Source organism: Nostoc sp. PA-18-2419 (assembly GCF_005869855.1).
Lineage (GTDB): Bacteria > Cyanobacteriota > Cyanobacteriia > Cyanobacteriales > Nostocaceae > Nostoc.
In genome coordinates this window covers 1-24,910 of the sequence record NZ_SZNH01000066.1, presented here as the reverse complement: position 1 = coordinate 24,910, position 24,910 = coordinate 1, and the positions used below count along the sequence as shown (strand labels likewise).

16 protein-coding genes and 3 pseudogenes are annotated in these 24,910 nt (G+C 39.9%); 12 read left to right on the top strand and 7 right to left on the bottom strand.

The annotated features are described in order from the left end of the window. Window positions 1-279: transposase (locus FCR06_RS30920; protein ID WP_189523645.1), on the top strand; the 279-nt coding region annotated here is incomplete at its 5' end. 288 nt (window positions 280-567) lie between these two features. Here the strand turns inward: FCR06_RS30920 and FCR06_RS30915 are convergent. Continuing rightward, the gene (locus FCR06_RS30915; RefSeq protein WP_223280374.1) at window positions 568-1,344 is read right to left on the bottom strand and encodes a class I SAM-dependent methyltransferase; all 777 of its coding nucleotides are present in this window, start codon (window positions 1,342-1,344) and stop codon (window positions 568-570) included. Window positions 1,345-1,566: 222 nt separating this feature from the next. On the opposite strand from FCR06_RS30915, the gene FCR06_RS34050 reads away from it, so the two are divergent. Continuing rightward, window positions 1,567-6,339: a CHAT domain-containing protein gene (locus tag FCR06_RS34050; protein ID WP_223280373.1), complete on the top strand. Its 4,773-nt coding sequence runs from the start codon at window positions 1,567-1,569 to the stop codon at window positions 6,337-6,339. On the opposite strand, the gene FCR06_RS30900 is transcribed toward FCR06_RS34050, so the two are convergent. Further along, window positions 6,300-7,238 carry a tetratricopeptide repeat protein gene (locus FCR06_RS30900; RefSeq protein WP_223280372.1) on the bottom strand — a complete coding sequence of 313 codons (939 nt, stop codon included), beginning with the start codon at window positions 7,236-7,238 and terminating at the stop codon, window positions 6,300-6,302. The genes FCR06_RS34050 and FCR06_RS30900 overlap by 40 nt on opposite strands. A 106-nt stretch (window positions 7,239-7,344) precedes the next feature. Between FCR06_RS30900 and FCR06_RS30895 the strand changes: the two are divergent. Both FCR06_RS30895 and FCR06_RS30890 read left to right on the top strand, forming a co-directional pair. After that, a pseudogene (locus FCR06_RS30895) lies at window positions 7,345-7,566 on the top strand (transposase); the annotation flags it as partial. 22 nt (window positions 7,567-7,588) lie between these two features. Then, a pseudogene (locus tag FCR06_RS30890) lies at window positions 7,589-8,404 on the top strand (IS5 family transposase). Window positions 8,405-8,515: 111 nt separating this feature from the next. Here FCR06_RS30890 and FCR06_RS30885 read toward each other — a convergent pair. Together FCR06_RS30885 and FCR06_RS30880 are read right to left on the bottom strand one after the other, a co-directional pair. Then, the gene (locus FCR06_RS30885) at window positions 8,516-10,468 is read right to left on the bottom strand and encodes a serine/threonine-protein kinase (protein ID WP_138506616.1); all 1,953 of its coding nucleotides are present in this window, start codon (window positions 10,466-10,468) and stop codon (window positions 8,516-8,518) included. Beyond that, window positions 10,465-11,904, bottom strand: a complete 1,440-nt coding sequence (locus FCR06_RS30880; RefSeq protein WP_138506614.1) for an NB-ARC domain-containing protein — start codon at window positions 11,902-11,904, stop codon at window positions 10,465-10,467. Before FCR06_RS30880 ends, FCR06_RS30885 begins: the two co-directional genes overlap by 4 nt. A gap of 1,154 nt (window positions 11,905-13,058) precedes the next feature. Between FCR06_RS30880 and FCR06_RS30875 the strand changes: the two genes are divergently transcribed. The 4 genes from FCR06_RS30875 to FCR06_RS34045 all read left to right on the top strand — a co-directional run bounded on the left by FCR06_RS30875 (window position 13,059) and on the right by FCR06_RS34045 (window position 18,784). After that, a complete protein-coding gene (locus tag FCR06_RS30875; RefSeq protein WP_138506612.1) occupies window positions 13,059-16,598 on the top strand; it encodes a plasmid replication protein, CyRepA1 family in 3,540 nt (1,179 codons plus the stop codon). Between the two features lie 80 nt (window positions 16,599-16,678). Further along, window positions 16,679-17,662, top strand: coding sequence for a tyrosine-type recombinase/integrase (locus FCR06_RS30870; protein WP_138506610.1), 984 nt, complete (start codon window positions 16,679-16,681; stop codon window positions 17,660-17,662). 217 nt (window positions 17,663-17,879) lie between these two features. Continuing rightward, window positions 17,880-18,077, top strand: a complete 198-nt coding sequence (locus FCR06_RS30865) for a hypothetical protein (protein ID WP_138506608.1) — start codon at window positions 17,880-17,882, stop codon at window positions 18,075-18,077. Window positions 18,078-18,478: 401 nt separating this feature from the next. Further along, window positions 18,479-18,784 (top strand): hypothetical protein, encoded by a 306-nt coding sequence (locus FCR06_RS34045; protein ID WP_223280371.1) that lies wholly within the window; start codon window positions 18,479-18,481, stop codon window positions 18,782-18,784. A gap of 69 nt (window positions 18,785-18,853) precedes the next feature. Here the strand turns inward: FCR06_RS34045 and FCR06_RS30855 are convergent, their stop codons facing one another. From FCR06_RS30855 to FCR06_RS30845, 3 genes are all read right to left on the bottom strand, one after another. Beyond that, window positions 18,854-19,087, bottom strand: coding sequence for a hypothetical protein (locus tag FCR06_RS30855; protein WP_223280370.1), 234 nt, complete (start codon window positions 19,085-19,087; stop codon window positions 18,854-18,856). 84 nt (window positions 19,088-19,171) lie between these two features. Next, on the bottom strand, window positions 19,172-20,221 hold the full coding sequence (locus tag FCR06_RS30850) for a hypothetical protein (protein WP_138506604.1): 1,050 nt from the start codon (window positions 20,219-20,221) through the stop codon (window positions 19,172-19,174). A 372-nt stretch (window positions 20,222-20,593) separates the two neighbouring features. Next, window positions 20,594-21,235, bottom strand: coding sequence for a hypothetical protein (locus tag FCR06_RS30845; protein ID WP_138506602.1), 642 nt, complete (start codon window positions 21,233-21,235; stop codon window positions 20,594-20,596). Window positions 21,236-21,581: 346 nt separating this feature from the next. Here FCR06_RS30845 and FCR06_RS30840 point away from each other — a divergent pair, with 346 nt between their 5' ends. From FCR06_RS30840 to FCR06_RS30825, 4 genes and pseudogenes are all read left to right on the top strand, one after another. Next, complete coding sequence (locus FCR06_RS30840) at window positions 21,582-23,201, top strand: ATP-binding protein (RefSeq protein ID WP_138506600.1); 1,620 nt, start codon at window positions 21,582-21,584, stop codon at window positions 23,199-23,201. Between the two features lie 3 nt (window positions 23,202-23,204). Continuing rightward, on the top strand, window positions 23,205-23,720 hold the full coding sequence (locus FCR06_RS30835) for a DUF192 domain-containing protein (RefSeq protein WP_138506598.1): 516 nt from the start codon (window positions 23,205-23,207) through the stop codon (window positions 23,718-23,720). 277 nt (window positions 23,721-23,997) lie between these two features. Then, the gene (locus FCR06_RS30830; protein ID WP_138506596.1) at window positions 23,998-24,603 is read left to right on the top strand and encodes a hypothetical protein; all 606 of its coding nucleotides are present in this window, start codon (window positions 23,998-24,000) and stop codon (window positions 24,601-24,603) included. A 71-nt stretch (window positions 24,604-24,674) separates the two neighbouring features. Then, a pseudogene (locus tag FCR06_RS30825) lies at window positions 24,675-24,910 on the top strand (IS630 family transposase); the annotation flags it as partial.

The window sequence follows — 24,910 nt, the reverse complement described above, 5'->3', positions numbered from 1 at the left end:
GTTGGTGCAGTCGTTGTAATGGATAATCTACCTGCTCATAAAGTCGAAGAGATTAAGCTTTTGATTGAAGGAGTGGGAGCAAGTATTCTTTATCTATCTCCTTATTCTCCTGAATTCAATCCAATTGAACATTGGTGGTCACAATTAAAAGCTTTTCTGAAACAATTTTCTCCCAAGAGTTCATCTGTCGTTGATGGTTTAATTAAAATTGCGCTGAAACTAGTTGATCCAAAACATCTAAAAAATTGGTTTACTAATTGCTGCTACTGTACCTCATAAACCTCAAATATGCTGTAACAAGAAAGACTTCAGAAGTCAGGAACCTGAATTCAATTCTGACTTCTAACTTCTGACAACTGAATTCAATTTAAGCTTATTCTAGAAATACCCTCTTTAACACACGAGTAAAACAAGGGCTAATGCTTGATTATTTGACAGTGAATATTGCATTTGGGGTGACTATATAAATCTCATCTATGTTGTAACCCGTAGTTTTTTCGTATCGAGTTTGAAATGAGTTGTAACCGACACTTAATATTGAGTTTTATTTAGAATGAAAGGTCTTATTTAAATTTTTTGAGCAAAGAAAAGAACCGATAAATAGGGTTTAGTAACATATCCTCCATGAGCATTTAATATCTGTATAATAGCATCAGAAAAATTCTGCTTTTCAGTTTCAGTAAATTCTTGATAAGCAGTTTGAGTTTTCAGAAGACCTAAATATCGCTCTGCATCATAATCAATAGACCAAGCATATTGTTTGACCACTAGATTTTTGAAACAAAAGCTATTTAATATCCATTTTTCTCTCTTTTTTATTAGTGATTTAACTGAGGATGGTTTAGTATTAGATATTGTAGGTACATATTTTTGAAACGTTTCTTTGAGCGCCTGAAATATTGAAGTATCTGGTAAAATAGAGAAGTTCCAAAAAAATGCAATATAACCTTTTTCTTTTAAAGCTTGTGCAACTTTTGGATATCCTTTTTCACGATTTACCCAATGAAAGGCTTGGGCAGATATTGCTAAATCAAAGGCTTTTGGGCGTAAGTTCCAATCCTCTAAAGTCACTGTCTCAAATGTCACCTTCGGATATAAACGCATATTTTGAGATGCTATTGCAATCAGTCTTTCACCTGGCTCTAAACAGCAGATAGCATAGCCCTTTTCAGCAAATGGAACAGTTCCCTTACCTGTCCCTGTTCCAATATCTAAAATTGAAGCTGAATCTGGAAGATTAGCCATCTCAATTACATCTTCAATCAATTGAGATGGATAGCTAGGGCGTGCTGCATCATAGATTTCTGCAACTTCATTAAAGGACTCACTACGTTTTCTGTTCATCACTGATAAATTCACAAACGTATTTTACTCCCGATCGCTTTCGCTCGGATTTGAGAAAATATTAACAGTTTTACTACTAGAGAAAAGCCTCTGCCTCCAATCCAATTTGACAAGACGCTACCGCTACTCTTAATCTATATAACTGGTAATCATTCGGGTGCAGGGTGCAAGTCTGTACTAAAAATAATTCAGAGATCAACCAAAAAACTTTTACCATGATTTATGACAAAAGCTTTATCCTGGCTTATCAAGGGCAGCACCTTGTTTTGTCTATTGCCTTGGGAGCCAATTGCGGCACAAATTGTTCCCGATGCAACCCTAAGAGTCAACTCCAGCGTCACACGAAAGGATAATAATACCAGTGCGATAACGGGAGGAACCCAAGTCGGAAGCAATTTGTTCCATAGCTTTGGACAGTTTTCTGTACCCACAGGAAGCGCAGTCTACTTCAAAAATGCTCCAGACATCCAAAACATTTTGACAAGAGTGACGGGTAGCTCAATATCTAATATTGATGGTTTAATTCGAGCTAACGGCATAGCCAACGTATTTCTTATTAATCCCAATGGGATTATTTTTGGGCTGAATGCTTCACTGAACATTGGTGGCTCGTTTTTCGGCACTACTGCCAGTAATATTAAATTTGCTGATGGCATCTCCTTCGATGCTAAACCCCTTAGTAGTGCAGAACCTCTCTTGACAGTGAGCGTGCCTGTGGGATTAGGATTTGGGACAAATGCTGGAAATATTCGCGTTTTTGGGGACGGCCAAGGTATAAGAAAAACTTCAGACCTCATAGATACTAGTTCTGGTCTGCGCGTGCAGCCAAATCAAACCTTAGCTTTGGTGGGTGGTGATATAGTACTCTCACGCGGAACGCTTAAAACAACAGGGGGACAGATTGAATTAGGCAGCGTGGCTGGAGCGGGTTTGGTCAACCTGATTCCTACAGATAAAGGCTGGACGTTGGGATATTCAGGCATCTCAGCCTTTGGAGAGATCCAGTTGTCTGGAGCAGCAGCAGTTAATGCCAGTGATGATGGTGGTGGCAATATTCAAATACAAGCCATGAAGCTAATGCTAGACGGTGGTTCTCAGATTGAGTCCAGCACATTAGGAGCAGGAACGGGAGGAACATTGAAAATCAATGCTTCAGATTCAGTGAACCTAGTGGGATTACCAGAAATTGATTCGTTTTTCAACACTGGCATATCGAGCCTAGTTTACCCAAAAGCTACCGGAGCTGGTGGCAACATCAATATTGAAACTGGGCGGTTAAATGTCCGGGATGGAGTAGGGATCGCTGCTGGTACGTATGGCTTCGGAAATGCTGGTTCCATAGAGGTCTTAGCTCATGATTCAGTGGAAGTGTTGCGAAAACCAACAGGAAATGCAGGCAGTTCCATAACAAGTTTGGCCCAACGAGGATCTACCGGATCTGGCGGTAACATCAAGATTGAAACTGCGCGGTTAAGTTTACGCTCTGGAGGAGTGATATCATCAGGCACATTTGGGCAGGGTTCGGGAGGCAACGTATCTATAACTGCTGACGAAGAAGTGCAAGTAACCGGAAAGTCATTAACTGGTAATTCTCCTAGCAGAATATCAGCTCGAACTGGAGGAACTGGAAAGGCCGGAAATCTGACAATCGAAGCAGAACGATTAACTGTCACTGATGGTGGGAGAGTAAATATTGGTGGTGAAAAAATTCCAAAAAATCTCAACTTTCAGCCAGGACAAGGAAATGCAGGAACCCTCCGAATCAACGCAGACAGTATCAATCTAGACAGAGGTACTATCACAGCTGGCACAGAGAGGGGCACTAATGGCGAAGGAGGCGACATTTTCTTACACTCTGGTGACTTACAATTACGTGACAGTATCATTACTGCGACTGCCGGGGGTAATGGCGACGGCGGCAACATCACTATCAACACAGATATCCTAGTTGCAATAAAAAATAGCAGCATCACTGCAAATGCCTTTGAGGGTCGTGGTGGGAATATCACAATTAATGCTAAGGGACTTTTCTTTTCCCCTGATAGCGTGATTACAGCTAGTTCCAAGTACGGAATTAAGGGTACGGTTAAATACAACATCGCTGATACTAACATTTACCCTACTCAACTAAAAGCAGAAGTAATTCCAATAACTCCTGAAATCACCCCAGTTTGTCAGGCACGAGCAGGCACAGAAGTAAATAGTTTTCGAGTTAGTAGTACTCGCAACCTCCAATCTAAGCCTAACAACCTGATGTATAACAATGTTGAGCAAAGTAGCTCTGTTCCAGTTCCAGCTTTTAATAATTCACATAATCCAAAATCATTAATAAGTAACCAAGCTACACAAATCATAGAAGCCAACGTTTTGATTCGAGATTCTCAAGGTAATTTAGTTTTGACAACAGACCAAGCAAATCCAACCTGGGAGAATGCTTCACTGTCTGCAATTTCTTGTTTTTCAGGATCTCATCGGGAAAAAGATATAAAAATGATCTCACCTCAATGTTGCTGTAAATATCTTTTCTCAGGCATTCTAGGGCTGTCTATAATTTTAATTCAATCATCTTCCCCTGCACAGATTATAAAAAAAGAAAAAGAATTTCTCAAAAATCAAGCGGCATCCCTGAGTTCATCAGGTCACGAACAATTAGCTCTAGATCAGGCGAATAAAGCTTTAAAAACTTGGCAGGAATCTACCAAAATTTATTGCCAACTAAACGACCAAGAGGGAATTACAGAAAGCCTGATTAATCAAAACCTTGCTTTCCAAGCATTAGGATTACACAAAGAAGCTTGCAATACACTTTTAGAAGCTTTAAAGTTGAATACAAATCTAGGTCTTTGTGACACGACTTTGCAACAACCCGCTCTTGCTCAAAAAGAGCAACTGATGGCAGTAATCGGTAAGCAGAAACCAACATCAGTTAACTTCCTTGGATTACAGAATCTAGGAGAAGTCTTGCGGATTTTGGGTCAGTTAAATGAATCGGAAACAGTTCTACAAGAAACATTAACGCTGGCAAAACTTGTATCCTCATCAAAGATTAGTGGAATTTATCTGTCTCTGGGTAATATCGAACAGTCAATTTATCAGCAATTACAAGATAAATATTCTTGGATAGAGGAACCACTTTTTCGAGAGCAGATTGCTAACATTATTCCACAAAAAGCGCAAAAATCACTCTGGTATTATCAAACACTAGAAAACATACCAAATATCTCCAAATCAGCTAAACTGCAAGCTCAGTTGAATCACTTAACTTTGCTGATCAGTTGGGAACAATGGSTTAGTCATCAACAAAATCAAGCGAACCTTTATCAGAAAGTTAATCAACAGATCCAAGTATTAGTAAATCAAATAGATGAAAATTCTTCTGCCTTTTTGGAGTTATCACCTGAGCCATCTATTCATGCTCGGTTGAATTTTGCTAATAATCTCAGCCAGATCCCAGATGAACAATTGAAATCAGTAGCGATTCGATATGCTAAATTAGCCTTGAAAATGGCTGAAACTATTAATAGTATCCGATGGTTATCCTATAGTTTTGGTACTTTGGGTAAATTATCAAATCAAACAGAACAAAAACAGGCATATTTTCAGAAGGCTTTAGGATTCGCTCAATCAATTCGGGCTTCGGATATCGCCTACCAATGGCAGCAGCAGTTAGGATTAATTTACCAAAAGCAGGGAAAAATTGAGTTAGCGATTCAGAACTATAATGCTGCGATTGCAAACATGACTGAAGTACGTGATAGTCTTTTATCAACTAACGGAGATTTGCAGTTCTCTTTTCAGTCAGAAATGGAGCCGACATATCGTAATTATATGCGATTGCTCTTAACATCACCTAATCCTGATTTAAAAAGAGTAATAGAGATAAATGAAGGATTGCAGATAGCACGCTTAGAAAACTTTCTTAGATGTGGCAAGCTTGACCTTGTTGCTTTGAATCAGCTTCAAAACCTCAATAGCGCCCCAACAGTAATTCACATTATTGATTTGGGGGATACTATAGAAGTAATTGCTCAATCAACAGATGGCTCACTTCACCACCATTCTATTGAATCTAAACTAGTTCGATTCCAGATAGATCATCTTTTAGAAGCTTTACAAAATGAAAAGTTTTCTGAAGTAAGCGCAAGTAGCATTACTACTTCTTCTCAAGGAATTTATGAAAAGCTAATTGCACCAATTCAAACATATCTACCCCCATCAGGAACACTCGTATTCACTTTAGATAAATCTTTCCAAAGCATACCAATGGCATTGTTATATGATGGAAAACATTATTTAATAGAGCGTTACAGTATTGCAGAAACTTTAGGTTCCAGAATTAGACAACCTAAAGTCTTGAATGAAAACCAGATGATAGCTTTAATAGCTGGACTATCAAAACTAAGCCCCAGTTCTATAGATCCAAATGCACCTAAAAATATGGAGAATTTGCTACCATCTAAACAAGAAATAGAAAATGTAGAAAAACAAACTAAATCGTCAGTAGCCTTATTAGACAAAAAGTTTACCCTTAAAAGGTTTAAAGAAGAACTAACTCAAAATAATTTTCCTATTGTACATATTACTACCCACGGTCAATTTAGTTCTGACCCACTCAAAACAGTACTGGTTGCCTATGACAAGCTAATTAATATTAGGGACTTTGACAGCTTAATCAGAGGTAAAACTGAAAATAGTCAAGATGCAATTGAGTTACTTGTTCTCAGCGCCTGCGAAACAGCTAAAGGCAACAAGCAGTCAGCAATGGGTATTGCAGGAATGGCTGCTACCGCAGGAGCGCGTAGTACTGTTGCTACTTTGTGGCGCGTGGATGCCGATTCTACCGCTTTGCTTATGCAAGAATTTTATAAAGGTTTGAACAATGGCTTGCCTAAAGCAGAAGCACTACGTCAGGCGCAATTGAGTTTACTGTCAAATCCTAAATATAAGAAGGCTTATTATTGGGGTGGGTTCCTCCTGGTTGGAAGCTGGTTGTAAAATTCCACTGATTTTAGCCCTGATTGGGCTTTTTGTAACTCTTTGGAATTCTTACTGCTTTTCGCTAACTCAGCTGCCTTGATGTATTCGAGTTTCGCCTCCTTTGGCAACTTGGCCTTCAAATAGCGATCGCCCAGTACTCTGTAAAGAGTCGGATTTTGGCTATTAGTTGCTGTTGCCATTTTTAACATCTCAATTGTTTCATTTAAAAGATTTTCTGCCGTATAAATAGCATCTACGTCAAGAATAGTTTCATCTGGAGGTAGCCCTAAGTCTTTGATGCGTTTAATCTTTTGTGCAATTTGTTCTTGCTTTGCTATAGACAATACATCTACAAACGTTTCATCATAGCTAAAAGCTTCACCATCTTTATAAGCAAAAACATCTATTGTATATGGAGTCCCAGGTTGAAATTCTTTTTCATCACTTGGGTAAACAAGCCGAGTTTGATTTACAACTTTTTCCCAACCAAACTCGTAACTTTTTACTTTGACTTTGTAAGAAGTAGCACCCTTAACAGCAGTCCAAGTTATTTCTGGACGAGAATTCAATGTTGATGTGCTATAAGGAGAAATGATTATTGGCTCATCACTCCCTTCTGTGCCACCTTTTCGTATGTGACACGCATTAGTGTTGGTTGGATTGCAAGTGGATAAGGCTTCGTCAGGTTCTGCACATTTATCAAGAGGAATAGTTCCACTAGATAAATTTAAAATGTTTCCAGAACTAAAGCATAAAAACTCTACATAATCACCATTCACAACTTCTATTGTATCTCCCTTACAAATTAAGCTCCCTGCTGACAAGTGCTTGTTACCCTTACTTATTATCCTTCCCATTTGTGGATCACAATGAACCTGATTTCTTCTTACTCTTATGAGCGGTACATTTGCTAGCAATGGTAGATGAATTAGAGGCTATTTATAAAGTAAATCTAAAAGCGAGAAGAAAAGAGTAAGGGTAAGGATAAAATACATCATACACAGTGTATTTACATAGTTGGTCATGGCAGGAAAGTCTTACCCCACAGACTTAACTGATATGGAGTGGGAAATCCTGTCTCCCTTGATTCCACCAGCTAAAGAAGGAGGGCATCCACGCACAACAGATATGCGTGAAATATGCAATGCCATCTATTATCATTTGAAAACGGGATGCCAATGGAATATGCTTCCGGGCGATTTTCCCCCAAGTTCAACGGTATACAGCTATTACCGCAAATGGCAGCGNTGTATTTACATAGTTGGTCATGGCAGGAAAGTCTTACCCCACAGACTTAACTGATATGGAGTGGGAAATCCTGTCTCCCTTGATTCCACCAGCTAAAGAAGGAGGGCATCCACGCACAACAGATATGCGTGAAATATGCAATGCCATCTATTATCATTTGAAAACGGGATGCCAATGGAATATGCTTCCGGGCGATTTTCCCCCAAGTTCAACGGTATACAGCTATTACCGCAAATGGCAGCGCCAGGGAGTCTGGGAAAAATTAAACCATACACTGCGCGGTCAAGTTCGCTTAAAACTAGGTAAATCAACACAACCAAGCGCGTTAGCAAAGCTCGCCGTAGGCATCGCCGCAGACACTCAGTCGGTAAAAACGACCCAAAAAAGGGGGATGTCTACGGCTTTGATGGTGGCAAGCTAGTCAAAGGAAGAAAACGCCAGACAATCGTTGATAGCCTTGGTCTCTTGCTCAAAGTGGTTGTGAGTGAAGGCAATGCTCCTGAAAGATTGCTTGCTGCCTATGCTTTGATGGAACTGGTAGAGGAACGCCCAGAATTATTAGAAAAAGTTGAAGTTTTATGGGTTGACTCTGGGTATGACGGTGATAAGTTTGCGTTAGCTGTTTGGTTAATGATTCAAGCTCATGTTGAGGTCATGCGCCGTGCTGGGAAAGAGTTTGAAGTTTTACCCAAGCGTTGGGTAGTAGAAAGAACATGATTGCTGGTTTAACCAGTACCATCGCTTGAGTAAGGATTACGAGCGTCTCCCTGAAATGAGCGAAGCTGCCATATATGCCGTTATGACTCGTATTCTGTTACGTCGTCTAGCCGTCTAAAGATTTACTTTATAAATGGTCTCTTAGTATTAGAGAAGTTAAACAGCACATTCCTCTAAAAAACATCAGCTTTTTCATTGTTTTACAAAGAGAAATTTTCTTAACATCTTATCATTTGTCAAGTATGCGGTCTAGCAGCTCTTGTCTCCAGCGAAATACTTCTGGTAGACTAGATTTAGTCAAGATACAAGCATCTATATAAGCTCTGGCGTAATTAAATTGACCTAATGATTCTTCTACTTGAGATAGCAAACAATATGCATCTGTTCTTTCGCTATCTAACTTTGTCGCTTTTTCTAGATATTTTGCGGCTTCAGTTAACTTATTTTCCATTAACCTTGCCCATCCTAAATCTTTATACAACGATGCTTGTAATTCCCGATTGTTAGTTTTCTGCAAACCTTTTAAAGCTAAACTAGCTGCTGCTCTATAATCACCCTTTTTATTTTTCAATCTTGCTAAAGCCGCAACAGCAAACATAGCTTGATCGCTACTTCTAATAGCGATTTCATATTGCTTTTCTGCTAAATCATATTCTCCCTGCCCATCATAAAAATCACCTAATCCGTAATGTGATTCCCATTTATTAGGCTTTAACTTAAAAATTATTTCGTAAGTTTTGTTAACACAATTATAGTCATATAACTGCTGACACGTAATTGCTAAATTATTATAAGCAGTATCGTCTTTAGGGTTGTACTTTATAGCTAATTCGTAATTCTTTCTAGCAATTTTTGGTTCATTTTGATGACGAAAACCTTGCTCAAAATAGAAACTGGATATTGAGTAAGTTAACTCATGATTAAAACTGACTGCTCGTTGAAAGTTTTTATCAGCTTGGGCTAACTGATTTTCTCTATATGCTTTTTTTCCTTGGATTAAAAGATAATCTGCTACTACAATATTTAATTTAGAATTTAATTGAACTGCTTTTCTAAAATCATTTTTAGTTTCATCAAAATTACTTTCTTGGTAAGCCTTCTTTCCTTCATTTAAATAATAATTTGCTACCAAAGGCAGAGAGCTATATATTATACTTAATATACCGAAAACTCCCAATATTCCTAAACTAATTTTAAATAATTTTGATTTAACTAATCGCTCAATTTTTGCTTGAAGTGGTAATCGTTCTAATCTCTGAATTATTACTTGAGTACTTTGGGGCCGTTGCCCTGGAAAAGGAGCCATCAAATCATCTATCAAATCGGCAATATTTTTATCTATATGCTGTGCTTTATCTCTCCAAAGTAATTTTCCTGTTTCATCGTCGCTCTTAATCTTAATCAGAGGAGTTCCAGTTACTGAATATACCAGAGTTCTACCGAGTGCATAAAAATCTGATTGTGGTACAGCTTGCCCATTAATTTGCTCCAAAGGAGAGTAACAAGCTGTCCGAACAGCTGTTACTTCATAACCCAGACTAGTACCCATGCTAGTTCCTCCACTAGTACTAACTTTTGCCAAATATGTTTTTGTAATTTCTCTTGCACCTCCAAAATCAACAAGTGCTAGTTGTCCATTCGGTTGACAAATAATATTTTCTGGTTTTATATCTCTATGGAAAAAACCAGAACGATGAACTAGGTCAAGAATCTCAATTAATTGAAATAACCAATCGTATGCTAATTTTTCCGTAATTTTTCCATGAGATTCTATCCACTGCTTTAAATTCTCTCCTTCAAACTTTTGCATTACTATACAAGGCAGCTTGAGTAGATCGTTATTTAATGTAAAAGTAAAGTAATCTTCTTTATGAGACTTAGGAATTCCAGGATGCTCAAGGCTTTGTAATATTAGGGCTTCCCTATGAAATAACTCTGCGTATTTAGTATTATCATCCCAGTACAATACTTTCAGTATTCTTGTTTGAGATTCTGATGAATGTATCCCAATATCTTCTACCTCAAATACATCCGTATAATTAAATTTATTATGTATAAATGTTAGCGGACGAACTAAACGAATACGCCCGTTGATTAGCAAGGGATTACCACAGGATAAACAAATTTCTTGCTCATCAGGACTCTGGCGTTCCTTACAAAAAGGATTTATACAGTAACTCACAAAATATTAGCCGTTTGTGTAAACTTTTTAGGTTTATTGTACTTTTCATCAATTAGCCCAAGAGGATCAATTAAAATGTATTTTTTTATGACTGGTTGTAAAGTATACCTAGTTTCTTTTTTGTCTGGATCGTTGCTCCTTTCAACTAATGAGCGTTGTTCTAATATATCTATATCTGCCATAATTTCAAAAATAGATAAACCTAAACCTAATTGCTTTTTTAAATCATCAATTAGTTTAGTAAAAGGTATAGGAGTTGAATATTCTTCTAATTCCTTCGCTAAGTAAATTAATATTGTTTTTTGAAGATTATTCAAGAACCCATTAGGCTCAAATTGCTTGTGTAGCATTGCTTGAAATCGAGAGCTAATTACAGTAGTTCTATATTCAAAAAAACTTTCGATGTTTCCTCCAAAAAAACGATGAATTTTCTCCGCAACTGCCTCTAATTCTGATGGATTACCTCTATATATTTCAATTAATTTTTTGCATTCATCTCCAGATAACCCTTTTTCATAGAGCATCTGCATGGCTGCACTGGAATCTAAACCTTCCAACTTCCAGTATAAAAAAGGTAAATTACTCGTTATATGCGTAAACTCTTTTAAAGGTATTTGGCTTGTAACAATTGTACAGCTATGTTTTTGCTCTTTTGCTAATTCAATAAAAAACTTTTCATACCCTATCATTTTTTTTGAATTCTCTGATGAAGCTAACTTTTCAAAACTATCTATTACTAATAGACAGCGATATAACGATAGATGTTTTGATATTAAAGAAATTTTATAATCTAAACTCTTATTATTACCTTTTTCTATATTTAAAGCCTCAATTATTTCATTAATTATTTGCTCTATAGAAGAGTAACTATCAACTTCTTTCCAAACAACGTAATCGTATAAACTCGGGTTTTCAACAATTATTTCTTCTACTAACTTGGCTGCAAAATAAGTTTTACCAATTCCACCAACTCCTATTAAAGTTATACAACGCTGATTAAAAAGTCTAATTTGGTTTTTTAAACAGTTTAGGTCTTCTTCTCTACCAAAAAAAGATTTTAATTTAGGAAATTCTCCATAAAATTTAGTTTTGCCTACTAAAGAATCACTATTCAGTTTAGATGCTTCAAGTTGGACATAATGTTTTTTAATTTGTTTGAGTAAAATCTCTTTAAAGTGTGTTTTTTTTACCTTCACTCCACCGAGGGCTTCTGACAGCATTAACCATAACCGGGGGCCTACCTTCTGTTGCAAGTAATACGTATTGTATTCAGATTCACGCGCTATGTCAGTATAGTCTTTACCGCCCCATGACCCTTTGATGATAAGCTTTTCGGCTCCTGACAGACGAGTCCCCGTGTGCTGAAGCACTTGCTCCTCCACAAATTTTAGTACTTCTTCTATATCTACTGTGTCTAAATTATTACTAGCAACCATATTAGCTCGTATCGCAGGTACACTATAGTCAATAGTTTATATTCATTTTTACTTAAATTAAATATCTACATTTTAATAATTCTTAATTAGATATCCTATTTCCAAATTGTCTCTTTAAGCTATAAGATTAAAATGCCAAATTATACAGGTAGCAAAAGCACATCTACAGTGTGTTATGCCAGTTAAAGTCCAACTAAGTTTATTGACAGACTTGATTGCATAGCCAACCAGTAGTTGATCCAGTAACTATTTACCCTTACTGATTAGCTTAATTAGTAAGGGTAGAGTTGCATTAGATTAAGTTATACCCCTAAGTGTCAAAGTCTAAGTCTGACATGAATTCAGGTATAGCAGCTTTAGCCAAAGCCCCTTTTGCAACTGAATAATACCGCACGCTATATGAGAATCTTACAAATTCTCAGACTATCTCTTAATCAGTTATTAACGGAGGTGGCAAAATTTAAAGTAAAAAATCAGGATAACGTTAGATTTCTGATGGACACAACTTCTGTACAATCAAGCTAGTTAAAAGGAGGCATGGAGGTGAATAATCTACAACAATACCCACTAACGCAAAAAGCGCCACTAAGGAGTAGCGCTTCGTGCGTTCTATAAAACCCATAGTTATCAAGAGCGGGGTTGATCTCGGAGGAACAAAATAAGTTGTCGTTAAAGTTTGGCGACCGAGACGACTACTAAATTTGTCTGAGAGTATAATCCGCGCTACCAGATCCATTATAGGATCTGCCGCTTGGAAAGTCCATTCCTTGCGGTATGTTTTGGCTGTCAAAATTCATAAGTTTTTGTAAAGTTAAGTTTTGTTAAGGAAATGTCTCAAATTTTGTAGTCCAAAGCAGTAGCAGCGCGAATAACAGTTACCAGTTATTAGTTATCAGTCAGCATTTGATAACTGTTAACTGTTGACTGATAACTGATGCAACCCCCTCTGAGCTTGTCAACCAAGTAATCAGGGAAAATATCGTGAGAAAGAGAAAACGCCCCAAGAACGCTGTAGTTGAGCGCATGGGGTCGAGTGCAGCTTTCGCATGGCAATTTTGTGCTGTGACGAAGGAAAATTTTCGGAATATCCAGGCTAGAGCAAAAGTTTCGCAGCTTGAAAGAGTTCTCTCCAAGGAATTCTGGGGGGAGAACCGATGAATGCAGCGACAACTGAATATCCAAACAATCTCACGGCAGCGGAATACCATGAGTTGTTAGCTGGTAGCGCCATTCATCCGGCGCTGATTAAGCCCAACTTCTTCCATGTAGAGGGAGAATCAGTTTATGATTTCCTGTTCATATCTGATAAAATCCCACGCAAGAATGCGGGTCGGGTCACGGATGGATACATAAAAATGTATCAGCACCTATTACTGGGTGGGACGTGGATTCAATCTCTTGACCCCTTTAAAAACTGGCAACCAATGGAGTGGGGGCGGATTAAGCCGAACTTCCCTCGCATTGATTGGGAAAAAGGCAAGCCAGTTAAGTACGAATCACCCCCCAAAACCCCCAACCGCGTTACCTACTTTGATGTCGCTAACCCTATCTGGGACAGAGTTGCAAAGCGTTATTTAATTAAGCGCTATCATTCGCTTTTAGCATTGCGCTTGCTGGATCAACTCAATCCACTAATATTTTGGGAGTGGGTAAAGCAGCATCCAGAGATTCCGATTATCTTATGCGAAGGGGAAAAAAAGGCAGCTTGCTTGCTCTCTTTGGGGTTTGTAGCGATCGCACTTCCTGGAATTTGGAACGGGCGGGTCGGAAGACGGGATTTTGATGAACGATTGCATCCTGACTTAGTACCAATGGCTCAGGCGGAGCGCAAGTTCATAATTCTTTTTGACTACGAAACTTCTTCCAAAACCAGGTGGTCGGTGTTTCAAGCCACTGTTCGTACTGCAAAAGCAATCTTAGCTGCTGGTTCTGAATGTGAAGTTGCATTACTGCCGGGGCCAGAGAAAGGCGTTGATGATTTTGTAGTTGATCGCGGTGAAGATGCTAATGTCTTACTAACTGCGATCATAGACGATGCCAAATCACTTGCCGATTACCAGCGCTCGTATCGGGCTAAAAAATGGGGACTAAGTAAATATAAACCAGATGTCACAGTCAATATTAAATATTTGACCCAAGCACTCTGCATTCCGGATCTGGAGGAAAAATGTTCATCTGTCCCGCCACTTTATGATATTGCAGAAGAAAAATTGTTTACCCCAAGTGTTAGCTCTACAAGCTGTAAAGAGGGAGAAGGAAAACAAGAGTTAATAATTTCTGACTGCCCTGACCACAAACCCAGTACCCAAAATCCCAAAAAGTCTTTCCGTTTTCCAGAAAAAGGGCTAGTAATCTTGTGGAGCGACATGGGTACAGGCAAAACTGAACTCATGCGCTGGTGGCGTGATCAAAACCCCGATGCGCGGTTCCTCAACAATGGACATCGGGTTAACTTGTTGAAAAATCTTGCCGAACGTTTGCAGACGGCGATGTATTCAGACTTGGGTTACACAGGTTTAGCCCAGGCTCAAGCCCTTAGTATTACTATTGACAGCTTGCACAAACTTAATACTCAGTCTCTCACTTACGGCTGCATATTTATAGATGAAGCCTGCCAATACCTCACCCACCTACTGCACAGTAATACTTGCAAACAGCACCGTGCAGCAATACTGTCCGTCCTTGAATATATAGTATACAACGCGCCACTGGTCGTCATCGCTGATGCACACATGGATGATTTAACGGTAGATTTTTTTCTTGCAATGCGACCAAAAGGTGAAGTACCTTACATTATCAAAAACGAGTGGCGAAACGGTTCACGCACAATTTATTGGTACGAGGGGGATAATTCTAGCGCCTTAGTTGCCCAGATTTCGGCAGCACTGATGCTTGGTGAGAAAGTCATGGTTGCAAGTGACAGTAAGCGTTTTATCAAAAAACTCGACAAATCCTTTACTATCAAATACGAAAAGGTGGGGGAAAAGGTTAAAGGGGAAGGGGAAAAGGAAGAATTAACAGATTCCTCCACCTTTTCCCCCTTACCCCTTACCCCTTGCCCGGCCCGTAGGGCTTCATGGCGCATTTGGTCTGTCCATTCCGATAATTCTGGCAGTGATGAAAATGTCGCTTTCATCAAAGATATCACCAACGCCGTCAAAAACTTTGATGCCTTGTTCACCTCTCCCAGTCTCGGTACTGGTGTGGATATTTCGGAGTATCATTTTGATTTGGTGTTCGGTGTTTTTCACGGCGTTTCCCAAACTGCTACTGAATGCGCCCAACAGCTTTACCGTTATCGTCCAAAAGTCCCGTTTCATATTTGGGTGGCCCCGCGTCCTCCCTTTGGCTACCAAGATACAAACGCATCCAAGATTAAAGAGCGCTTGCTCCAAACCAATGAAATGACCGCTTTTCTGTTGCGGATTGACCGTCAAACAGGCAAGCGGGGCGCAGAGAAAGATTGGGCGCTTGAGGCTTACTGCCAAATTATGGCTAACCGCCACTATTCTCTCAATAATCTGCGTGATGATTTGCGATCGCTTCTCACCGAAATGGGCAATACATTTATATGTGTGGGCAGTGATGATGATGACCAAGCAAGAGAAAGTCTAAAAGCAGCGGCACAAGCTTTGGATCGTGCCCACAATTCTCATGTTGCCAAGGCTAAGAATATTACTTTGAGTGAGTACCGCGCCCGTCAGAGCAAAGATTACCTTGACCCTAATGAAATTTTTGAATGCGAAAAGTTTCGCATTTCTGATTCTTACGGCATCGAAGTAACCGAATCACTCGTAGAAATGGATAAAGGTGGTCGCTTAATTAGAGCAATTGCTGGACTTGAGGCCATTTTAGCCCCACCCGAAGAATCGTTTACTGACCCCAAAACTGGGCAAAGTTATCCCACGCCACCAACAATTGTCACCCAAAAAGACCGCACCGAACGCGACAATCTACCTTTGTGCATCGACTGGGGCAATTACTCGGCACGGTGGCTTGCTAGATTTAACCTGGGGCTGCATCAGATTCTCACTTCTTTAGTTGCGGGTGAGGAAGTTACCGCCTCGGATTCCACCTTACTCAAGATGACGGCGATCGCTATACATTGTGCTGCTCACATCAAAGCAATTCTTGGGTTTACTATTCCCAGTGACTGTAAACCTATTTGGTTGCTGGCCACAATAGTCGAGCAGCTGGGGCTAAAGTTGACTTTCCGTAAGCAGGGTAAACGTGGTCAACAGGTGAAACTTTTCTCTTTAGATAAAGAGCAATTGGAATTTGCAATGCATGTAATTGCTCATCGTGAAACGAAGCGTAATCAAAAAGAAAATCGAACCTATTATGCTGCCGAAACCCCTGCTGTGTATAGTGCAAACCCAAATCACCAGCCCGTATCCATCCCCCCCCTTGATGCTATAGGGAACTCCCATTGCCAAGGGGAGGATACTACCGAATTTGAGTCGCCTCCGACCGATCGCATTACGCTACTCCATTGTGTGGAAATGCTACGCTCTGGCATTAAGCAGGGGGTGGACGCGATTAAGGGCATCCTTAAGCGATGGGTTGAGGATTTGCGCTGGGATACGGTGCTGGAACTTGAAGCGATCGCAGCGAATGAGCTGCGGCGAGTCGAGGCTCAAGTCCCGGAATTTTATGCCTTGCTCTGTGAAGATGTGTTGCCTGTTGAGGGGTAAAGTCAGCATCACATGCACGCAATTATGAGACAATTACTTATCAGAATCTTGCTTATAAGAAAGATAGTTCTGATAAGTAAATGCCTGAAACTATTCAAAACACCGCACCATCTCCTCTCGCTCTGCCTTCTCCCATTCCGCTAGTCGAACATCCCGCTGCGGTCTATTTGGCAACCCTTTCTCCTGGTTCCCGCCCCACAATGCGCCAAGCTCTCAATGCGATCGCGCGATTGTTAACCAACTCAAGTTGTGATGCGATGACCCTGAACTGGGCAGCACTGCGCTACAAACATACGGCAGCAGTCCGCTCTGTGTTGAGCGAAAAATATGCACCAGCTTATGTCAACAAAGTGCTGTGTGCTTTGCGGCGAGTTTTAAAAGAAGCCTTGCGGTTAGAAATAATGGATGCTGTTGATTTTGCTCGTGCTGTAGACATTCCCAACGTTAAAGTCACCAAGCAATTGCGGGGACGTGTCCTTACGGCAGAAGAAATCTCCCAATTGATGCAAACCTGCTTTGATGACCCTACCCCCACTGGTTACAGAGATGCTGCAATATTTGCAATACTCCGTGGATCTGGAGTCCGCCGCTCTGAAGTGGTGAATTTAGACTTGAGCAACCTTGACCTGAATACTGGGGCAATAGAAGTGCGCGGTGGCAAAGGTGGTAAAGACCGGACTGTGTACTTACCCGATGCTGCTCTTACTGTCGTCTTGGACTGGTTATCGCTTCGAGACTTCGAGGCAGGCCCCTTGCTGTGTCATATCAACAGAGGCTCAAGGATAGTACGACGACGGCTTACCTCTCAAGCAGTGCTGTTCATCTTGCAAAAACGTGGTTTAGAGGCGGGAGTAACTAATTTCTCCGCTCACGATTTCCGTAGAACTTTCATCTCCGATCTGCTCGATGCTGGTGAAGACATTTCTACAGTTCAAAGGTTAGCTGGACACGCAAACAGTGACCAGACTGCCAGATATGACCGTCGCGGTGAAGAAACTAAACGCTGTGCTGTCCAAAAGTTGACTATTCCAGGACAGAGGAAGAAATCTCCTCTATTGATGTAGTTTCTACACTTTTTCTATACGTTCCTGGCTCTGAAATGCGTTGGCGCAGCCCGCCGCAGGCATCGCTCTTCTTTTCAGTTTAGGGCTACAAGGGAATGGGTCGGTGAAGTACAAGAAATGGAACCGAGCGATTATGCAGATGAGCAGTATGGGTATTTTCAGGAACTAGCGGAATCACTGGGAATATTTAATACTTAATCTCTGGCGAAGATGTTTGATGCTGGAATTGCTAGGGGGTGATATCTATATTTATTTGCAATCATCGCCAATGGTAGCCGTTGGCAGTAGCATCTCTTTACAAAAGCCATCGCTTGAAGAATGCGCTGACACATTTGGCGATGATACTATCAAGGTAATTTATCATGATGAATTACACGATTTAATAAGCGTGGGCAGTCCAAGTTTACCTAGATGATACGCTTTCCATGAGCAATACAGGGCGTAAAAAAAAAATTAGCATCTTTCAACTGTGACCAAAGGAAGTGGGAGCAGTTTATCGCCTGTTGCAACTCGAAAGGCACAACAGCAACAGCCACACTGATCGAATTTATCGATCTCTACTTAGGCGATTCCCAAGATAAGGTTGATGCAATAGGTGGTAACGATTTAGACAAACGCTTAGATTCTCAGATTAAGGCAAGTGTTGAGAAGTACTTAGTTACGAGTAACAATAGTAACGCCAGTCCGACCAACGAAACAATAATAGCTATTTGCGAAAGACTTGAGAAGCTGGAGTCAGAATTTTCAAATGAATCTAATAGCAACCAAGCCACAGTAATTGATAATCTCGCCAATTTAGAACAAAAAATTGAAAAGATGACAGCCCGAATGACACAGTTGGCTGAGGCGATCATTAAAATTCAAGACTATCTCAACAACCAACAAAAGCGGGGCCAAAAATCGTACTACAACAATTCATCCTATTCTGGGCAAAGTCCGCGAATGCAACCGTTAACTGAAGAAGGTTTGGCTTCAAGACTTGGTGTAAGTGAGGAAACTGTACGCAAGGAGCGAATTAATCTTCCCCCACCGCTTTTTGTAGCATGGTGTAAGAACAAGGATAGAGCAGGGTTGGGATGGGAATTTAACGAAAATACGAGATTATATCAGCCGGCAAGTTAGTATTTTGATTAATTTCAACTTGTGGCGGCGAATGTGCGCTCTGCTGTTGCTGTTGCCAATTTTCATTTTTTAAAATGTGATTATTTCACAACCTTCAAGCAATTCGTCATAAACAGTTAGTTGTTGTGTTTTTAAGTGATTTGGTAGTGAATCATCATCAAAGGTCAAAGTAACAATATAAGTATTTTTGAGACTAAGAGATGATTTGCTGATATCGGTTATTGCCGCACTCATGCCGCTTCGAGTACCGATCAGATACTTCACCGATTGCCCGATCTTTAACTGTGTTGCTGGAATAGCCATAAATGTTAAAAGTGTAAGTTAAGCAATAGTCTGGTTGGATGCGACGGATCAAGCGCCCACGCCCAGGTGATCGCCTAATCGTTTCTACTTATTAATCAAATCCAAGTCCCAGGTATAAAAACCAATCTGCTCAGGAACCCTAGTGAATCGCCCTGTGCGATGACCCCGTGATAACTCATTCAAGACCTTGTTTTTCACTTCTTTAATCTCAGTCGCAGTAAGTTCGCCATAGATTCCGTTGATAATTTCTGAAACCCCGAAAACTTTACCGGAATTATTTTTTAGAAAAGTTGTTAGTGCATCAATTAAAAACTGACCCTGAAATTCTTTGAGCATTGGTATGTCTTTGGGCTGGGGCGGCAAAACTTGTTTCTTATTTTTGCCTTTGACTCTGGTGGACGAATTCTTCGTCTCAGGTTTTGGTAGCAAAGTTAAAGAGAGAGTATAATATCCGGGTGATCCTGGGACACTGAACCATTTGTTAGTTTCCCTGCCTTTAGTGAGGGATGATTTAACTCTGTGTTTAAGCACTTTAAACACTTCTGGCTCTAATTCTCCATAAAGCATTTTGACAATAAAATCGATGTGAACAATTGTGCCAATGTGTTCTGCCAAAACCTGTTCAATAGCTTCCGGGCGAGACAGCGATTGGAAAATAGGCAGCATGGCCGTCTCGGTTCCATAGAGCGCTTGCTGTTGAGTTGATGTTTCTATCGGTGGCTCTAGGAGTACTGGAGTATCTGTAGCTGGATCAGATTCTTCACCTGGCCAAGCTTGTATAAGTGTGAATATATTTTGTTGAGTGGAGTCAAGCAATTGTGTTGCGACTGTTAATGTATCCTGTGAATCGTCTAATAAAGGATGGGTAATAGGTTCAACATCGTCATTAACAGATTCCTCACTTAAGAATAAGAAGAAGTTTTTTCCTTTTTCAGAGGTGAATTCTTCATTATCATTATCTACCTCCTCAGTCAAAGACCAGTTAGATAATAGAGCTTCTACATGAGTGAGATTTGCTTTTGCTAGGGAATATAATTTTTCGTACTCTTCTACAAGAGTTACGTAGTAATCTCGCAATGCTAATAATGACTCGATTGCTTTTTGGGGAGGTGATAAAGGAAAGGGGCTATTCATCAAGTTTGGAATTAACTATACCTTGCGACACTCGTATAGTTATAAAACGACATTGAGTGAATTGGAAAAGAATTGACAATTTTACACCTATTGTAAAGTATTTGAGCCAGGAATACGGTGTAGAATTACCTGCACGGAATGGCACGCTTGCTCTTTGCAAACCCCTAATATTACTGGATGAAAGGGTATAGGGTTGCAGGTATTGGGGTGTAGGGAATGAAGAAGATGTTGAATTGACGCAACTAAAATTCAATTTTCTTAAACACACGAAGCTGCAACCCTACCCCCAACAAGATAGCCCAGGCGAGGTTTCACGTTTTCTTAGTGCCATTCGGACTTGACCCCAATATTAGTTAAACTGAAAGAGAGTTCCTAATTAGCTTTCTTCCACTCATCAAATGATTGACAAGCTTTCCCTGTAGGAATTAGTCCATTGGAGGATACACCAAAATTTGTAAGAGTTGCATTTTCTATTTGTGCATTTGCGACAGCATCTCGCAATATATTCTCTTTTTCTTGTTTTGGCACGATTTCTATTTTCGCATCTTTAGGTTGAGGATTACTGCCTTTCTTTAGTGGAAATTCTCTGACAACATATAATTGCTCTTGTTTAGCAGTACCTGATGCAAGACATCCCCTAGATTTGACAAAAAGAGTTGAGTCCGATGAAATATCAGCAAAGAAGCTAGGCTTAGTGATAAACTTTATTTCTCCAGCAGGGCCCCATACATAAATGGGTGTTTGGAAACCTTGAGTAGGAATATCTTTAGTTTCATCACAGCCCAAATTTATTTTTCGATTTAAATCTACGCCAGCATTCCCACAAACTTTCCAAGTTACTTTGTATAAATCAGGCGTACTCTCGACAAACTGTTTGAACTTTTGCTCTCGCTCTGCTTCTACTGCTTTTTGAGCATAAGCAGCTTTTTGTTCTGGTGATTGGCATGAAGACACTCCCAAACTTAACAGTAAAGCAAGTACATAAATCTGGTTTTTGTTAAGATTGAATCTCATAAAAGCACACCTACTTTTGCACAATTTTTTGCCAAAATTTTAACAGATAAATAAGGTTAAAAATGAATTTATTAAATATATTTATTTATGTAAAGATAAATATGGTAAATATTAAATACGAAAAATAGTTGAGATTTAAATATTAATATAAATTGCAATTTTCTGATAATATAGCGTTGATTTTAAGTAATATTGCTCACTCAGACAATGCGGATAAATTAAGAGAGAATGGCATATTGTAGTCAGAAAGCAAGAGGTAAAAGTACTGTATTTTTCAATACTTTTGTCTGTGGAAACAATTTTTTACAACTTTTATTATCAGGATGACCAACAAATAAAAAAACTGATGAATACTGCGCTGATAGAGCAAGTATTTGACCTGATAAAACTAAACAATCCTTTGATTGCGATAGAATCTCCACTGCAAGAAAGGGCAAGACTACTGAAAAGCATTGCTAGGGAATGTCAACAAAAGCACGTTTTATGCTATCTGTGGACACTATCAGACGATCAATTACATCAGTTAGAGGTTAATGGGCAGGACTTGATTTTACAACAAGTACTAGAGTATCAGCCGATGACCAAAAATAAACGCGAAGATTACTTTGAGATCCTGCGATTTTGGAAAGCTACTGAAAAAGAAGGCATTTTAATATTAGAGGGGATATTTCCTTGGTTGGGAAACTCAACTACTGACCCGGATTTTTTCTTAACCGCCGAATGGATTAAGTCTGCCCTTGTAAATCTGAAACTTGACAACCGGAACTTAAATAGAACAGCTATCCTATTGGGGCCAAACGCCAGTCTTTCATCTGAAATTACCGCATTTGTGCCGACGATTACACAAAAACTGCCAACAGTTGAAGAAATCAGCAATTATCTACAAGGGGTATTGCCAAAAAACTATAGTGAAAAGGAAATCCATGAGATCGCCCTTGCTGCTGTGGGGATGTATTTAGCAGATATTGAGTATGGGATTAGTTGGGCTACAGCTTCTTGTACCAAAGCCCAAGAACTGACAAAAAAACTTTCTCTTTACAAAACTGACCTGCTCAGGCGAGTTTACAATATTGAGTTTCTCCAGCCCCCAGCAATTGAAGTTGGCGGACTGGACTTGATGCAGGAATCTTTTAAGACATATAAGCGCTTATTAACGCCGTTAGCTAAAGCATATAATCTTCGGCTACCCAAAGGTATTTTATTGATTGGGCCCCCAGGCACAGGTAAATCTCATTCAGCGAAAGCTTGCTCCCAGCGATTGGGGATTCCGATGATCGTTTTAGAGTGGGGCAGTTTTCGTAGTTACGGCAACATGGCGGAGTACAAGCTAAAAAACTTGCTGGCACTAGTAGACAGGATTAACCGTGTAATTCTATACCTAGACGACTTTGACAAGGGATTTACTCTTGATGATGATTTGTCCCGACGACTAGCAGGGATGTTGTTAACCTGGATGCAGGAAAGAAAGAGTGATGTATTAATTATTGCTTCTGCCAACAACATTGAATGGCTACCACCAGAACTGACCAGAAGCGGGAGATTTGACGACATTTTTAAGGTGGATTTACCCAATAATGGGGAACGACACTCGATTTTTAAAATTCATCTCGCTAGATTTGATTATCGGTTCCGTGATAGAGATGGGTTCAGCGATGAAGAATGGCGTAGACTGCTCAAAGCGACCCATCGCTGTGTGGGTGCGGAAATCCAAGCAATTGTGGAAAGGGCGGCTATCTCTACTTTTTGCCTGATGTTCACAGACGATGTTCCACCTATGGGTGAACTGCCGCCGCTAGAAATTAGACTTGAAGCATTATTGTCAGCGAGAAATAATATGAATCCTCTGGCAATCCGGGAAGCTGAACGGATTGAGGGTATGCGAAACAAAGCTGATTTACAAGGTTTACCGTCCAGTCCCCTTGACTCAAGTATATATAGTGCCGGCAATGTCAATATTTTTGGTTAAATTATGCAATTAGTCAAAATTCCCACAACAATCGACTTATATGCTGCGGCTTACAAACTGTTAAATATTCTTGGCCCAATTGCGGGAATATCAATAATTGTCGCTTCATCAACTATCGCCTACTTGCAAACTCGTCCCCAGCATTTACCCACAAAGCAGATGCTCACCTACAATCAGCGGACATTCAAGTTGGAAGTAGCCACCACACCTGTTGAATTAGAGAAGGGGCTGAAGTTTCGCAATCATTTGCCCGGCGATCGCGGGATGTTGTTTAATTTGGGCAAGGAATACAAAAATGTCCCCTTTTGGATGGAGCAAGTAAAAATCCCCCTAGACATCATTTTCATCAAGGATAGTATGGTGACGATGGTAATTTACAACGCTCCACCTTGTGCAAAAAATCCTTGTCCAATTTACAGGGGTAGTGTTGCTACTCAGGTTTTAGAACTGCCCTCTGGTGCTGTTAAAATTCAAGTCGGCGACAAGCTCAACATCCAGCCATTATCGGTTCCATACTGATGAGAAAACCAACAAAGGGAAAAAAGTCAATAGGCTATCTGGCGCTTATTTCTCTAATTTTCATCAATGAATATAAAATTGTATACCTATATAATTTTAAATACTGATAATAAACAGCTATAACATCTATATAAGCAGTCTACTTGCTAGATTTGCTGTGAAATAGATTGTATTAAATATTCTATGTAGGCAAAGGTACGGTTTTTTTTAGTACTTTGGTTTGTAGGTTTTGTGGGTGAAAACCCGAATAATATGCGTATCGTTTCAGGAGAACGAAATGCATACTTACCACGACGAGACTGAAAGCTTTGTCAATAATGCTGCTGTACTGACTTCAGGAAAAAAGAACAGCACGATAACAAATAGCACACTAGCGCTAATGGGAGCGACGGGTACGGCAATGATCGTGTCGATGTCAGTCCATAACATCCTCTTAGGTGGATTGATGATTGCTACGGCGATCGCTATAGCACTACCAAAGCAATCTCAAGCTCTGTTGACTAATTTTGAGCAGATACAACGCAAGTATGGAGTCAATCTTTATGCGGTGTTGTTTACGATTTTGACGGTTGTTTGTCTACTTGACTTTGCTTCCTCGCCAGCCGATGCACAGTTTTTTAACACTGCTCAAACCTGGATGACTAATACCTTTGGTAATGCTGGGAACGGACAAACACAAGCAGTTGTAGCATTGTTCTTCAACGTATTAAGGGGTCTGTTCTTACTCTACGTAGGCATCAGCCTAGTCCGGGTTGTTCAAGCGGCCCGCAACGATGAAGATTGGCAAACATTAGCCAGAACTCCATTAATTATAGTACTTGCAGTCTTTGTAGGAGATTTAGTTACTGGCTTAATTGTTGGTGGAGGTGGAGGTGCGGCATAACCAACAGTAAACAGTTACAGCAATTTCGAGGTAAATGAGGTACACATAGTATTGGTGCATCAAGACTTAAAATGAAAGCATACTCAATCGATTTACGAGAAAAAATAGTAAATACTTACGAAAAGGGTGGTACTTCAATAAGAAAGGTTGCCGTGCAATTTGGTGTAGCAAAAAGCTATGTGCAAAAGCTAATCCAACTTCATAGAGTGCAAGGACATCTAGAACCCAAAAAGCAAGGTGGAGCCATGAAGGGTAGGCTAGATGATTTCGTGAGCGAATTAGCCGAAATGGTTCAAATTTACCCAGA